Genomic DNA, 15,681 nt, shown 5'->3' with positions numbered 1-15,681 from the left:
GCCGCTCCTCAGGACGCCGTTGCCGCGAGGGCTTCGCGGCTGGCTTCGAACACACGGCCCTGGTCCACCTTGATCATCCGGTCGGCCAGCGGGAAGTAGGCATCGTCGTGGGAGATCACGATCACCAGCTTGCCGCGCTGGCGCAGGTCCGCAAGGATCTTGGTGTAGAAGAAGCGCTTGAACACCGGGTCCTGGTCCGCCGCCCACTCGTCGAACAGGTAGCAGGGGCGGTCGTCGAGGTAGGCGGCCAGCAGCGCCAGGCGCTTGCGCTGGCCGGTGGAGAGATCCAGCGTGGACAGGCGGCCGCCGTCGATGCTGACCTTGTGCGCGAGTTGCAGGTGCGCCAGGTAGTCGCGGGCCTGCTGCATCAGCTGCGGGTCGTCGCCGTCGAGCAGGTGCTCGAACAGGCAGAAGTCGGTGAAGATCGCCGAGAAATGTTGGCGGTAGAGGTGATTCTGGCTGCTGGAGGCGACCTTGCCGTCGAGCAGCAGGTCGCCGCCTTCGGGCTGGTAGAGGCCGGTCAGCAGCAAGGCCAGGGTGGTCTTGCCGCTGCCGTTGCCGCCGGTGATGAACACCACTTCGCCGGCCCGCAGGTCGAGATCGAACGGGCCGAGGGTGAAGCGGCCGTCTTCGCCTTCGCGATAGTAGGTGTGGCGCACCTGGCGGCAGCTCAGCCCGGTCACCTGACGGGCCGGCGCCAGGGCGTCCTCGGGCGTGCCGGCGACTTCCAGCTGGCCTTCCAGGGTGCGGATCTTGCGTAGCGAGACGCTGGCCTTGCCCAGGGTCGGCAGGGCGTTCATCAGCTCCGACAACGGCGTGATCATGTACAGCAGGGTGAGGATGTACCCGGTCACCAGCGCCGCGCCGAGCTCGATGAACTGCGGCGCGAGGAACAGCACCGTGCCGATCAGCAGGTAGAAGATGGCGTTGCCCCAGTTGAGCACCAGGGCGTAGATGCTCATGCCGCGCACGAAGTCGCGGCGGTACTGCTGGCTGATGGGATGCAGCAGGCGCTCGAAGAACTGCAGGCGCCGCGAGTGGTTGAGCTGCAGCTCCTTGCTGCCGTCGGTGAGCAGGCGGTACTGGTCGAACAGCTGGTCCTTAAGCTCGCGGGCCTTGCCGATGGAGGTCAGCGCCTTGCGCTGCGGCCAGTGGAAGCTGGCCGCGCCGAGCAGGATCAGCGCCGCGGTGAGGCCCAGCAGCGGCAGGCTGAGCCAGCCCAGGTAGCCGAGGCAGGCCAGCACGATGCCGCTGTTGACCAGCAGGATCGGCACCAGCTCCACCGCCTGGCTGATGGTCTGGGTGTCGTCGGTGAGCATCGCCAGCAGGCGGTGCTTGCCCAGGCGCTGCAGGCGCGGGTAGGGCGTGTCGATCAGCTTGCCGCTCAGGTGCAGGCGCATGTCGCTGACCGCGGTCTGCCCCAGGCGCAGCAGGCTGACGTCGGAGACGACGCGCGCGACCACCACCAGCGCCACCAGGCCGGCGAACGGCAGGCCATCGATCGGGCGCAACTGGCCGAAGCCGGCCAGCGAGTGGTTGATGTTGGCGATCAGGCCGGCGGCCGCCAGGCCGCAGACCAGGCCGGTGGCGGTGGCGATCAGCAGGGTGGGCCAGGAGCGGCGCGCCAGTAGCAGTAACAGATCCATCTCAAATCGTCTCGTCGTTCGAAGGTTCGCGTCGGTTCGGGCCCAGGGCTGCCAGGCTCTCGATCAGACTCTGTTGCCAGGCGTCCTGGCGCAGGATGTCCAGGTGCTGCGCGGGGATGACCCGTTCTCTAGTCAAGCCCTGGCTGAGGCGGCTGAAGTCCGGCGCGCTGAAATCCTCGGCCTCCAGGGTCGCGCTGGCCCACCAGAGGTGCAGCGGACAGCGCAGCGTGACGGGGCGGAAGGTGCCGATCAGCGCCTGGGTGTGGCCGTGCTGGCGCAAACGGTATTCCAGTTGCTCCCAGCTGTCGCCTGCCAATTGCAGGCCTTGCTGCCGGGCCCATTGCGCCAGGGCGAGCGGCCACTCGGCGGGTGTCCGCTCGAGCAGGTGCGCGCGTGCCGCCTCGGTCAGCGCCGACAGGCGTCGCTGGCTGTCGGCGTCGAGCCGTTCGGCGGCGGCTTGCAGCAACTGTTCGAAGGTTTCTGCCGGGGCGCTGCGCTGGGTCTGCGAATCGACGATGCCGAGGAACGCCACCTCCTGGCCGGCGCGCTCCAGCTGCGCCGCGGCGCTTAGGGCGAGCAGGCCGCCGAGCGACCAGCCGAGCAGGTGGTAGGGACCCTGTGGCTGTTGCCGGCGCAACTGCTCGACATACACCGCGGCCAGGGCATCGAGGCTGTCGCGGCCTGGCAGCGGGCTGCCCTCGGCCAGGTAGGTGGCTTGCAGGCCCCAGAGACTCCAGTCCGCCAGCGGCTCGGCCAGGATGCGATAGTCCTGCACGTGGCCGGTGGAGGGGTGGAAGCAGAACAGGTTGCCCTTCGCCGCCTCGGCCCGGGACAGCTGCACCAGCGGCGAGAGCTGCAACCCGGCCTGCACCCATTCGGCGAAGCGCGCCACGCTCGGTGCATCGAACACCGCGTTGACCGGCACCGGCGCGCCCAGCGCGTTCTGCAGGCGGCTGGCCAGCTTTACCGCCGCCAGCGAGTGGCCGCCGAGGGCGAAGAAGTCATCCTCGATGCCGACCCGCTCCAGGCCCAGCACGCCGGCCCAGACCTCGGCCAGCAACTGCTCCAGCGGCGTGCGCGGCAGGCTGTCGCCGACCTGCTCGAGCACCTGCTCGGCCCATTGCGCGAGCGTCTTGCGGTCCAGCTTGCCGTTGCCCAGCAGGGGCAGGGCGTCGACCAGCCGCAGGCTCGGCAGCATGTGTTCCGGCAGGCGCTCCTGGGCCAGGGCTTGAAGCCGGGCGAGCGTGCCGGCCTGGCCATGTTCGAGGCTGAGGAAGGCGAACAACTGCTGGTCGAACTCGCCGCGTGCCACGCAGCTGACGGCCACCTGGGCCACGCCGGGCAGTCGGGCGAGCTGCGCCTCGATGTCGTCGAGTTCGACGCGGAAACCACGGACTTTCACCTGGCGGTCGGCGCGGCCGATGATCTGCAGGCTGCCGTCCGGGCGGTAGCGCGCGCGGTCGCCGGTGCGGTAGAGGCGCTCGCCGGGACGCTGCGGATGGTCGCGAAAGCGCTCGTCGGTCTGCCGTTCGTCGAGGTAGCCGCGGGCCAGCTGCGGCCCGGCCAGGTAGAGCTCGGCGGCCTGGCCCGGCGCAACGGGGTTGCCCTGGTCGTCGAGCAGATAGGTGCGCATGCCGTCCAGACGGTCGTCGAGGGGCAGGTGGCGGTAGTCGATGGCCGGGTCGAGGCGATGCATGAGTACGCCGATGGTGGTTTCGGTCGGCCCGTAGTGGTTGTAGACGGCGAGCTCCGGCGCGAGGCGGCGCAGGCTCTGCAGCAGGCGCTGCGGGCTGTGTTCGCCGCCCAGGATCAGTTGCTTGCGCGGCAGGGTGGCGACGGCCGCGCTGTGTCCGAGCCAGGCGTCGAGCAAGGATGGCACGGTCTTCAGGTGGTCGATCGGGTTACGCGCCTGGTAGGTCGCCCAGGCCGCGGCATCGAGGCTGGTGGTCTTGTCCACCACGTGCAGTTCGCCGCCGCTCAGCAGCGCCGGGAACAGCAGGGTATAGCTGAGGTCGGCTGCCAGCGAGGTGACCAGTGCACTGCGCTCGCCGGGGGCCAGGGCCAGGCGACGCAGCAGGCTGTCCACATAACTGCCGAGCTGGCGGTGTTCGATCACCACGCCCTTGGGCGTGCCCGTGCTGCCGGAGGTGTGCAGCACGTAGGCGGCGCTGTGCGCGGCGATTGGCAGCGCCAGCGGGCCGTCCGGTCGATCCTGCCAGCGCTGGACGTCGCCCAGGTCGAGACTGTCCAGACCGGGTTGCGTCGGCGGCGTGGCGCTGCCGTCGACGAGGAGGAAAGCGGGGCGGGCGGCTTCGACGATCGCCTGGTTGCGCGCCAGCGGCTGCTGCACGTCCAGCGGCAGGAAGGCCGCGCCGCATTTGAGCACGCCGAGCATGGCGACGATGGCATCGGCGTTGCGCTGCAGATGCAGGGCGACGCGGTCCTCGGTACCGATCCCGCGAGCGTTCAGGTAGCGGGCCAACTGGTTGCTGCGCGCCTCCAGCTCGGCGTAGGTCAGTTGGCGGGTCGCATCGCACAGCGCCAGGCGCTCGGCGAAGCGCGCCGCCTGCTGGCTGAAGCGCAGGGGGAAGGCGACGAAGGGTGCGGACGCCTCGGTCCGCGTGCCCTGCACGGCGGCCAGGGTGGCGTCGAAGCTCGGGCTGTGCAGCGGCAGGGCCGCGAGCGCCTGCTCGGGGTCGTCGAGGGCGGCGAGCAGCAGCGAGCGGTACTGCTCCAGCAGCACCTGGGCAGTCTGCAGGCTGTAGCCGGCGGTCGCGAAGGCGAGGTTGAAGCGGTAGGCGATTGCGCCGTGCCCGCCGGTCTGGGCCTCGGCGGTGAGCAGCAGCTCGAAGGCCTGGGCCGGCGAATCGAGCTCCAGCACCGAGAGCGTCGCGCCCGGCACGCCGGCCATGGGCAGCCCCTGGGGCAGCACACCGCCCCATTCGAAGCCGTAGCGGCTGGCATCTGGAGAGGGATCGCCGGCGATGGCGCAATACTCCTGCCATTCGCGGGCGCGGTCGAACTGGCGCTGCACGCCATCGAGCGCCTCGGCGAAGCGGCTGTGCAGGGGGAAGCGCCAGGCCAGGGGCAGGGGTTTGGCGAACGCTCCCCAACAACCGGCCAGCTCCTCGTAATCGTCGCGGCAGTCATGCACCCAGTTCATCGTCAGGGCCGGCGCCTCGCCCGGACTCAGGCGTTGCAGCAGGGCGCACCAGGCGGTAAGCAGCACCTCGGCGGGGGTCACCTGGTGCCGCTGGCAGAAGGCATCGAGCTGGGCGGTCAGCTCTGGGGTGCCATCCAGTTGCGCCACCAGGTGTCCGGGTGCGGCCTGCTCGCGCGTTTCGCGGTACACCAGCTCGGCCTGCTCGTGTTCGCCCAGGGCCTGCTCGCGCCAGTAGCGGCGGCCCAGCTCCGCGTCGTCATCACCTTGCAGTTCGTACAGCCAAGCGCTGTACTGGGTGTAGCTCATGTCCTCGTCGTCCGGCTGCACCTCGCCGGCCAGGGCCCTGGCGAGGCGCAGCAGGGTGCCACGGTCGGCGCTCAGCGCCGGCAGTTGCAGGTGCAAGCGCTGGCGATCGGCGGCCAGCGCCTGGCAGTCCAGCAGCACGCCGACTGCGGCCAGCGTCGCCTCGTTGGGCGGCACGACCTGCTGCAGTGGCACGCGCAGACCGGGCGAGGGGCACAGACGCAGGCGCAGCGCCTCGTGCCGAGCCACCAGCGCCAGCAGGCGCCGGCGCAGGTCGGCCGGGTCGACCGCGCCGTGCAGGTCGAGGGTCAGCGAGGCGGCCGGCAGGCCCGACTGCCAGCGCAGGCGCTGTTGCGGTGAAAGCTGGAACTGCTCCATCACAGGTTCTCCTCCAGCGCCAGCTCGTGGCGCGTCGCCGTTTCCGTGAGCGCGTCGAGTTGGTCGCGGCGCATCATCTGGCCCATGGCGACGCAGATCTTGCGCTCGCCCTCGAAGGGATCGCGGGCGTGGGCGACCAGCATGTTGTCGAGCATCACCACGTCGCCTTTCTGCCAGGCGAAGCGCACGGCGCAGGCCTCGTAGACCCGGCCGATCTCGGCCATCACCTCGTCCTCGATGGGACTGCCGTCGCCGTAGCAGACGTTGCGTGGCAACTGCTCGGGGCCGAACAGCTCGATCAGGTTGCGCCGTACCTCCGGCTCCAGGCAGGCCGGATGGTGCAGCTGCACCTGGTTGAAGAAGGATTCCTCGCCGGTGTCCGGGTGGTTGACGATGGCCGGGCAGCGCTGGGCGATGCGCAGGCCGTCCTCGCCGAGCCATTGCCATTGGGTGCCGGCCTCGCGGCAGCGCTGCTCGACCTCCTCGCGCCGTTCGGTCTTGAAGAAGTCCTGCCAGCGCACGTCCAGCTTGTCGGTGAAATGGCGGACGTAGAGCAGGCCCTTGGCCCGCAGCGTCTCGACGATCGGCCGCGGCAGGCGCGCGAGCACCTCGCGGCAGTCGACAATGGGCGTGCAGCCGCCGCGCGGGGCCGGCGTCTCGCAATAGAACCACTGCTTGCGCGGCCACTGCGTGAGGTGCGAGCTCTCGTTGTGGAACAGGATCATGTGCTGCTCCGGGTAGGGCGTGGAGTGATAGATGTTCTTGCCCGAGTTGTTCTTCGGCAGGTCGCCGTAGGTGCCGTAGAGGTCGGGCTCGATGGCCTGGGCGAATTGCTCGAAGGCGCTGGCGTCGGGCAGGTCGAAGCCACGGAAGAGCAGACCGCCGTGATGGCGCAACTGTTCGCCGATCCAGCCACGGGCCTGCTGCGCCCAGCTCACCGGGTCCAGCTCGCCGAGGCGCGGCTCGATCAGCAGGGGCAGCGAACGCCCGGTGGCCAGGGTGGCGCTGCGCACCTGCTCCTCGGGACGCTGGCTGACGGCGGTGGCACGGGTCTGCTTGAGCTTGCTCAGCTTGGACAGCTTGCGCGAGGCGCGGCTCGCCTCGTCGGCATCGTACATGGGGGCGTTCTCCGTGGCGGCCGGGCTGGACAGGCGCCAGTCCCAACCTTGCAGGGCGTGTTCGGGGGCCTCGATGACCCGTTGCAGCAGGTCGTCGAAGCCGCGCTGCAACTGCTCGATGGTGTGCTGCTGGAACAGGCTGGTGCGGTACACCCAGCGCAGGGTCAGGCCCTGTTGGTCTTCCTCGGCGAACAGCGCCAGATCGAACTTGCTGGTTTCCTGGCGCGGGGCCAGTTGCTCGACGTGCAGGCCGGGCAGCTCGGCGGAGGAGCGCGGCGTGTTCTGCAGGACGAACAGCGCCTGCACCAGCGGGTTGACGCCGGCCTGACGCGGCGGCTGCAGGGTCTCGACCAGCTTGTCGAACGGCACCTGCTGGTGCTGGAAGGCGGCCAGGGTGTCGTCGCGCAGGCGCTGCAGGCGGGCGGCGAAGTCCTGCGCCGGGTCGAGGCGCGCGCGCAGCGGCAGCACGTTGACGAAGAAACCGATCAGCCGCTCCAGCGCCGGATGCTCGCGATTGGCCAGGTCGGTGCCGACCAGGAAGTCGTCGTCGCCGGTGACCCGTTGTAGCAGGCAGTTGAAGGCGTTGAGCAGCACCATGAACAGCGTGGCGCGCTGCGTCTGCGCATAGGCTTGCAGGCGTTCGGCCTGGGCCCTGGGCAGGGTCTGGCGCAGCGCCGCACCCTGGTAATCGGCAACGGCCGGGCGCGGCTTGTCCAGCGGCAGGCGCAGCAGCATCGGTGCGCCCTGCAGTTGACTGCGCCAGAAGTCGATGTCGCGCGCCAGGCGGCGTTGCTGCGGGGCGCTGCGTTGCCAGTGGGCGTAGTCGGCGTACTGGATCGGCAGTGGCGCCAGCACCGGTTGCCGACCGGCGCGATAGGCGCTGTAGGCGGCGATGGCTTCCTCGACCAGGATGCCCATGGACCAGGCGTCGGTGGCGATATGGTGCAGGGTGAACTGCAGCACATGAAGCTTCTCGCCCAGGCGCAGCAGACGCGCGCGCAGCATCGGCGGGCGTTGCAGGTCGAAGGGTTGCACGGCTTCCTCGTCGATCCAGCGCTGGACGTCTTCCTCCGAGCTGAGCGGCTGCAGCGCCAGTTCCAGGCGCACGTCCTCCGCGATCACCTGGCGCGGCGTATCGCCGTCCAGGCTGAAGCCGGTGCGCAGCGACTCGTGGCGGTCGAGCACATACTGCAGCGCGGCGCGCAGCGCCTCGACGTCCAGTTCGCCCTCCAGGCGTACCGCGGTGGAGAGGTTGTAGGCGGCGCTGGGGCCTTCCAGCTTGTCGAGGAACCACAGGCGCTGCTGGGCGTAGGACAGCGGCAGCAGTTGTTCTCGCGACACCGGCACGATCTCCTCGGCTGCCGATTCGTTGGGTGCCTGGGCGTCCACCACCTTGGCCAGCTCGGCCACCGTGCGGTGCTCGAACAGGGCGCGCAGCGGCAGGTCGACGGCGAGCCGGCGGCGGATGCGCGCGACCACTTGGGTGGCCAGCAGCGAATGACCGCCGAGGGCGAAGAAGTCGTCGTCGACGCCCAGCGAGGTCAGGCCGAGCAGGTCCTGCCAGAGTTCGGCCAGGGCCTGCTCGGTGGGCGTGCGCGGCGCCACCCGGGCCTGCGCGGCGGCTTCGCCGGGCAGGCCGAGGGCGGTCAGGGCGCGGCGGTCGACCTTGCCGTTGGCATTCAGCGGCAGGCTTTCCAGGCGGCGCCAGTGGCCGGGGACCATGTAGGCCGCCAGTTGTCCACGCAGATGCTCGGCCAGCAGTGCCTGCGCCGTGGCAGCGTCCAGCGCCGCGTCGCAGGTCACGTAGCAGGCCAGCAGTTGCAGGTCGCCACGGGCGTCGGGCAGGGCCAGTACCGCGGCGCTGTCTACCTGTGGGTGGCGCATCAGGCGGTTCTCGATCTCGCCCAGTTCGATACGGTGGCCACGGATCTTCACCTGCTGGTCGCGGCGGCCGAGGTACTCGATGACGCCGTCGGCGCGGTAGCGACCGATGTCGCCGGTGCGGTAGAAGCGCGCGCCGGGCTCGAACGGGTGCTCGACGAACGCCGCGCGGGTGCGCTCGGCATCGCCCAGGTAGCCGCGGCCGACACCCACGCCGGCGACGCACAGCTCGCCCGGCACGCCGATGGGCAGCGGGCGCAGGGCGTCGTCGAGGATGAACAGCTGGTTGTTGGCGGTCGGCCGGCCGATCGGCATGTGCGCGCAGTCGCCTTCTAGCGCCTCGTGGATGGCATGGAAGGCCACGTCGTCGGAGCACTCGGCCGGGCCGTAGGCGTTCATCAACGGGGTGCCGGGGAAGCGGCTGCGCCAGTCGCGAGCAAGTGCCGGCGGCAGCGCCTCGCCGGTCGGCAGCAGCCAGCGCAGGCTGGCCAGTTCATGCTGCGGGCCGGCCTCCTGGAGCAGGCCGCGGATCAGCGCGGGCACCGCCTCGAGCAGGCTCAGGCGCTGGGTTTCGATGGCGTCGAGCAACGCGGCGGGATCGTGCGCGACGCTGTCCGCCAGGATATGCACGGTGGCGCCGACCAGCGGCGCGGCGAGGAACTGCCAGACCGAAATGTCGAACGCCGGCGAGGCGGTCTGGGCGATGCGATCCTCGCCACAGAGTCCGAGGCTCGGCACTTTGCCGAAGATGTTGTTGAGCATGCCGCGCTGTTCCACCAGGGCGCCCTTGGGCGTGCCGGTGGAGCCGGAGGTGAAGATCACATAGGCGAGCTGGTCGGCGCGATGGACGTAGCGCACCGGTGTGGCGTCGGCCTGCCACAGCGCCTGGGCCACCAGGCAGGTGGGCTGCCGCGCGAGGCCGGCCAGTACCGCATCGAGCAGCCCGCAGGCGTTCTCGTCCGCCAGCAGTAGCGGCGCGCCGCTCAGGCTCAGTAGTTCGCCCAGGCGCTGCGGCGGGTGCTGGATGTCCAGCGCCTGGAAGGCGGCGCCGGCCTTGAGCGTGGCGATCATCATGCACAGCAGGGCCAGGCCGCGCTCGGCGGCCAGGGCGACCAGGGTGTCCGGGCCGGCGCCGGCCTGCTGCAGGGCATGGGCGATGGCATTGCTGCGTCGGTCGAGTTCGGCGTAGCTGAGCGTTTCACCGGCGCAGATTGCGGCGAGGCGCTGCGGATGTGCCTGCACCCGGTCGGCGAACAGCGCCGCATAGCCGCGCTGCAGCGGGAAGTCGACGGCGCTGCGGTTCCAGTCCACCAGCAGTTGCCGGCGCTCGGCCTCGGGCAGCATCTGCAGGCTGCCGAGCGGCGCCTCGGGCTGGTCGAGCATCTCGCCGAGCAGTTGCACCAGGTGGCCGAGCATGCGCTGCACGCTGTCGGCGCTGAACCGGCTCTGGTCGTAGGACAGGCGGATGCCCAGGCGGTCGCCGGGGTAGAGCACCACCGTCATCGGGAAGTTGGTGTGCACCCGGTCTTCGTAGATGTCGATGCTGAATCCGTCGAGCCTGACGCTGGCGACGTCCAGCGGCGCGTTCTCGAACACCACCAGGCTGTCGAACAACTGGCGACCACGGGGGACTTCGCTGCAGCGCTGGATGTCCACCAGCGGCGCATATTCGTGATCGCGCAGTTCGGCGTTATGCGACAGCAACGCCTGCAACCAGCCGATCACCGGGCGCTCGGGGTCGACGTCGACCCGCAGCGGCAGGCTGTTGATGAACAGGCCGACCATTTCCTCGACCCCGGCCAGCGCGGTGGGGCGGCCGGCCACGGTGACGCCGAAGAGCACGTCGCGGTTGCCGCTGTAGCGCGACAGCAGCAGGGCCCAGGCGCCCTGGATCCAGGTGTTGGGGGTGAGCTGGTGCGCCTGGCAGAGCTGCTGCAGGCGTTGGGTGCGGGCGACGCTGAGGGTCAGGTCGCAGTCGCCGACCACCTCCGGCGCGCGGTCCGGCTGGGCCACGGGCAGGTCGACCTGCAGCGCCGTCGGCGCCTCGAAGCCGGCCAGTTCGCCGCGCCAGAAGGCCTGCGCGCTGTCCATGTCCTGGCGGGCGAGCCAGCTCATGTAGCCGCGGAACGGGCGCAGGCGCGGGCGCGCCACCGCTTCGCCGCGCGCCACGGCCTGGTAGATGGCCAGCAGGTCTTCCATCAGCAGGCCGAAGCACCAGGCATCGGTGAGGATGTGATGGAAGCTGCGCACCAGGCTGAAACGCTGGTCCGCCAACTGGAACACGCGCAGGTGGGTGAGCGGCGCGCGGCTCATGTCGAGGCCGCGCTGGCGCTCGTCGGCCAGCACGGCGTCCATCGCCTCGCGCTGGCGTTCGGCGTCGAGGTGACGCCAGTCGTACCACTCGAAGGCCAGCTCGGTGTCGCGGTACACACACTGCAGCGGGGCATGGTCCTCCTGCCACCAGAAGGCGGTGCGCAGCATCGGGTGGCGCTCGAGCAGCAGGCGCCAGGCGCGTTCCATGGCCGGGCGCTGCAACGCGCCGTCCCAGCTGTAGCGCTGCTGCATCAGGTAGATGCCGCTGTGCGGTTGCAGCAAGGTGTGCAGCAGCATGCCCTGTTGCATGGGCGAGAGCGGGTAGAGGTCCTCCAGGCGCGCCCAGGGCAGCGGCTCGCTGGCCAGGGTCGCGGCCTGCGCGTGGCACAGCGGGAACGCCGCGCTGGCCGGGCGTAGCTCGGGGCTGCCCGCCAGCGCCGCCAGGGTCTGCAGCTGTTCCACCAGGGCAGGCAGCCAGGCACTGGCCAGCGGCCCTTCGCCGCGCAGCTGCAGGGTGCCGTCGTGCCAGCAGGCATCCAGGGTCAGCGCCTTGGCCAGGGCCGGTTCGCGGCTGGCAGCCTGGACGCCGGCGAGTACCGCCTGCGCCTCGCGGTGCGCATCCCAATCGCCGAGCCAGCGCAGGGCCACCGCCGGCGTCGGCAACTCGCGCAGCGGCTCCAGCAGGTAGGGGTTGTTCGCCTGGTGGCGCAGGGTGCCGTAATCCGCGCCCTGCTGCGGGTAGGCGCGCAATTGCGCGGCCACGTCCTGCAGGCGGGCCAGGCTGTCGCCGGTCGGAGCCTGCAGATAGAAGGGCACCGGCAGGGCCAGGGCGCCGAGCAGACGCGCCGGGTCCAGATCGGCCTGGGCGATTGGTGCTTGCAGTGGCAGGCGCGTGGCGTCCGGGCGACCGGCCAGCAGGGTCAGCGCGAGCGGCGCGCCGTCTTCGCCGCGCAGGCGTTCGACCAGGCTGGCCGCCAGCAGGGCGTTCCAGTCCAGTTGCAGGGTGTCGAGCAGGCGCTTCAGCCGCGCCGAGGTGGCGTCGTCCAGGCGCTGCTCGGCCTGCCCGGTCTGCTCAGGCAGGGCCAGCGGTGGCAGCTCCAGGCCGGCGAATTGCAGCCAGTGCTCCCATACCTCGTCCAGGCGATCGCTGCCGGCGTCCCGCTGCTGATGTTCGCACCAGGCGCCGAGCTCGCCGCCCGTGTAGGACAGGCGAATCGGCCGCTGATGGCGCAACTGCGACAGCGCCAGGTTGAGGTCGGCAAGCAGCAGTGGCCAGGCCGCTTCGTCGAGGCACAGCGGATGGGCGACCAGCAGCAGCCGATCCCCCGTTTCGCCGCGCAGCAGGCTGGCATGCAGGCTCTGTCCGGCGGCGAGGTCGAGGCGGGCGAAGGCCGCTTCGGCCAGGGTTTGCAGCGGCTCGTCGGTGCGCGGCTGCTCGCTCACTGCAACGGGCGCGGCAGTGGCCAGCACGCGTTGTTGCCACTCGCCTTCCGGGGTGCGCTGAACGGCCAGGCGCAGCGCCTGGTGATGGCCTTGCAGGGCGGTCAATGCCTGGGCCAGGTGGGCGGCAGGCAGCTCGCCGTCGATGGCCAGGCAGCGCCAACTGGGCTGCAGGGCATCGGCTTCGAGGCGGGAATGCTGGCCGGCGCTCAGCGGTATGACGAAGCCATCGCCCTGTTGCCGGGCCGCCGCGCTTTCGGCGCCGGCACCGAGCACCTGGGCGATATCGGCGATGGTGCGGTTCTCGAACAACTGCTTGGGCGTCAGCTTCAGTCCCTGCTGGTTGGCGCGGGCGATGATCTGCAGGTTGAGGATCGAGTCGCCGCCGAGGCTGAAGAAATTGTCGTGCACGCCGACCCGCTCCACCTTCAGCACGTCCTGCCAGATACGCGCCAGCAGCGCCTCGACCTCGTTGCGCGGGGCGACGTGGCTGGCGCTGTCGGCTGCCGGCGCACTGGGCAGCGGCAGTTGGCGCAGGTCCGGCTTGCCGTTGGCGGTCAGCGGGATGGCGTCGAGGGTGATGACGTGCGCCGGGACCATATAGTCCGGCACGCGACGGCCGAGGTCGTCGCACAGCTTGCTCGCCGACAGCGACTGGCTCGCCACCACGTAGGCCACCAGGCGTGGCGTGCCATCCACCTCCAGCATGCGCACCAGGGCCTGCTCGATCAGCGGCGAGAGGCGGCGGATCTGCGCCTCCACCTCACCCAGCTCGATGCGGTTGCCGCGAATCTTGACCTGGTTGTCGATCCGGCCGAGGAAGGCCAACTGGCCGTCGGCCAGCCAGCGCACGCGGTCGCCGGTGCGGTACCAGCGCTGCCGGTCGGCTTCGACGAAGCGCTCGGCGGTCAGGTCGGCGCGGTGCAGGTAGCCGCGCGCCAAGTCGCCGGCGATCCACAATTCGCCGGGAACGCCGATGGCCACCTCGCGGCCGCTGCCGTCGACCACACGCAGGCGGCGGTTTGCCAGCGGCCGGCCCAGGGCCACCAGGCCGGTGTCGGCCGCCAGCGGCGTGGCCAGCGCGCCCACCGTGGCCTCGCTCGGGCCGTAGTGGTTGAACAGGCGCAAGGCCGGCGCCAGGGCGCCGACCTGGCGCAGCAGCTCGGGCTTGAGCGCGTCGCCGCCGAACACCAGGCGTTCGCGCGGCAGCAGGCGTGGGTCGGGGTGGGCCTGGAGCAGGCCGTGCAGATGGCCGGGGGTGATCTTCAGCACGTCCACCGGGTGTTCGCCGAAGAAGTCGGCCAGCGCCAGTGGATCGAAGCTGGTGTCCTCGTCGACCAGGATCAGGCTGCCGCCGTTGCACAGCGCGCCGAACAGTTGGGTATGGCCGAGGTCGGCCGCCACCGTTGAGAGCAGGCCGTAGCGCGCCGCTGCAGGCGGATCGAGCATCTCGGCGACGGCGGCGAGATAGCCGACGATGGCGCGGTGCTCGACCACCACGCCCTTGGGCGTGCCGGTGGAGCCGGAGGTGTAGATGACGTAGGCGGGGGCGTCCGGGTCGTCGCTCGCCATCACCGGGTGGGCCGGCAGGTCGGCGAGGGCATTCGCCTCGTCGTCCAGCCACAGCCGGGCCGGGCCTTCGCTACGGGGCAGGCGCGACTCCAGCGCGCGGCGGCTGAGCAGCAGGTCGGCGCGGCTGTCCTCGAGGATGTCCGCCAGGCGCCCGGCCGGCTGCTTGAGGTCCAGCGGCAGGTAGGCGGCGCCGCACTTGAGGGTGGCCAGCAGCGCCACCACGAAGTCGACGCTGCGCTCCAGGGCCAGCGCGAGCAACCGGCCACGTCCGATGCCCTGGGCCTGCAGGCGGTGGGCCAGACGGTTGGACTCGGCGTCCAGTTCGGCATAGCTCAGCGAGCGCTGGCGATCCTGCACGGCCAGGCGCTCGGGGTGGGCCTGCGCGCCCTGGATGAAGCGCTGCTGCAGGGTGGCGGCGGGCACCGCGAGGCGCGCGCCCTGGCCATGGGCCTCCAGGCGCTGGCGTTCCTCGTCGCTCAGCCAGTCCAGCATCTGCACGCGCGCCTGCGGCTGTTCGGCCATGGCCAGCAGGATCGCCCGCAGCTGGGCACTGAGGATAGCGATCTCGGCGTCGCCGAAGCGGCTGCGGTCATAGCTGAACAGGTACTCCAGGCGCTCGCCGGGTACCACGATCAGCGACAGCGGGAAGTGGTTGCGGCCCTGGGTCAGGCGGATGCCGTCTTCGCGCCGCAGCTCCGCTGGGGCGCTGAAGCTCAGTCCTCCGGCGTCCTGGTTGAGCGCGTCGGTAACGGGGAAGTTCTCGAACACCAGGATCGAATCGAACAGCGCGCGCTCGGCCGGCACCTGGCTCAGCGGCTTGAGCCGGCTCAGCGGCAGGTAGGCGTGCTGGCGCAGGTCGCTGTTGCGATGCTGCAGGTCCTGCAGCCAGTCGCCGAGCGGGCGGGCGTCGTCCAGGCGCACGCGCAGCGGCAGGGTGTTGATGAACAGGCCGACCATGGCATCCACCCCGGCCAGCCCGTCCGGGCGACCGGCGACGGTGACGCCGTAGACCACCTCGTCACGCCCGGCGTGCTGTCCCAGCAGCAGTGCCCAAGCGCCCTGGATCAGAGTGTTGACGGTCAGGTGCTGGCTGCGGGCGAACCGGTTCAGGCGTTCGGTCTCGGCGGCGTCCAGGCGCGTCTCGCGTTCCGCGTAGGGATGCGTCTGCGGCGCCTCGGGCGGCGGGGCGAAGCAGGGCAGCGGGGTGGGGTCGCTGAAGTCCAGCAGTTGCTCGCGCCAGAAGTCCTCGGTGGCCTGGGCGTCCTGCTCGGCCAGCCAGGCGATGTAGTCGCGGTAGCCAGGGCTCGGCGGCAGGCCGGGGGCGTCGCCGCGCACCTGCTGGTAGTACAGGGCCAGCCATTCCTGGATGGCCACGCCGACGCTCCAGCCGTCCATGAGGATGTGATGGAAGGTCCAGATCAGGTGCCAGCGCTGCTCGGGCAGGCGCACCAGGCACAGGCGCATCAGCGGCGCCTCGTTCAGTTCCAGCGCCTGGTCGCGTTCCTGCCGCGCGCGCTGGCGCAGCGCCTCCTCGGCCTCGTCGCGGTCGCGCCAGTCCAGTTCGCTCAGCGGCAGCGGCACCTCGTGCTGTACCACCTGGTAGGCGTCGTCCAGGTCTTCCCAGAGAAAGGCGGTGCGCAACACGGCATGACGCTGCATTAGCGCTTGCCAGGCGCGGCGGAAGGCGCCGCTGTCGAGCGGTCCGGTCATGTCCAGGCTGAGCTGCTGGTAGTACACGCGCGAATCCGGCTCGTAGACGCTGTGGAACAGCAGACCCTGCTGGGTGGGCGAGAGGGAGTAGATGTCCTCGATGTTGCTCATGTTCTGGTTCCAGTCCGTAGGCCGTAAAAAGGTGTCGAGTGCGGGG

The 15,681-nt window shown here is 70.6% G+C and carries 3 protein-coding genes; all 3 read right to left on the bottom strand.

Translation table 11 applies throughout. From position 1 onward, the window contains the following. Positions 1–8: 8 nt before the first annotated feature. The 3 genes from ACUTAF_RS13450 to ACUTAF_RS13440 are packed head-to-tail and all read right to left on the bottom strand — an operon-like array spanning position 9 to position 15,635. Positions 9–1,646 carry a cyclic peptide export ABC transporter gene (locus ACUTAF_RS13450; RefSeq protein ID WP_445580437.1) on the bottom strand — a complete coding sequence of 546 codons (1,638 nt, stop codon included), beginning with the start codon at positions 1,644–1,646 and terminating at the stop codon, positions 9–11. A gap of 1 nt (position 1,647) precedes the next feature. Then, positions 1,648–5,490, bottom strand: coding sequence for a non-ribosomal peptide synthetase (locus ACUTAF_RS13445; RefSeq protein WP_445580436.1), 3,843 nt, complete (start codon positions 5,488–5,490; stop codon positions 1,648–1,650). Further along, a complete protein-coding gene (locus tag ACUTAF_RS13440) occupies positions 5,490–15,635 on the bottom strand; it encodes an amino acid adenylation domain-containing protein (RefSeq protein ID WP_445580435.1) in 10,146 nt (3,381 codons plus the stop codon). The genes ACUTAF_RS13445 and ACUTAF_RS13440 overlap by 1 nt, the downstream gene beginning before the upstream one ends. Between the last annotated feature and the right edge of the window lie 46 nt (positions 15,636–15,681).

The organism is Pseudomonas sp. SP16.1 (assembly GCF_052682975.1).
This window is presented reverse-complemented; position numbering and strand designations above follow the sequence as displayed.

Excerpts from the sequence above, each read along its gene's own strand:
- ACUTAF_RS13450 (WP_445580437.1), bottom strand. The coding sequence starts at position 1,646 with ATGGATCTGTTACTGCTACTGGCGCGCCGCTCCTGGCCCACCCTGCTG.
- ACUTAF_RS13445 (WP_445580436.1), bottom strand. The coding sequence starts at position 5,490 with ATGGAGCAGTTCCAGCTTTCACCGCAACAGCGCCTGCGCTGGCAGTCG.
- ACUTAF_RS13440 (WP_445580435.1), bottom strand. The coding sequence starts at position 15,635 with ATGAGCAACATCGAGGACATCTACTCCCTCTCGCCCACCCAGCAGGGT.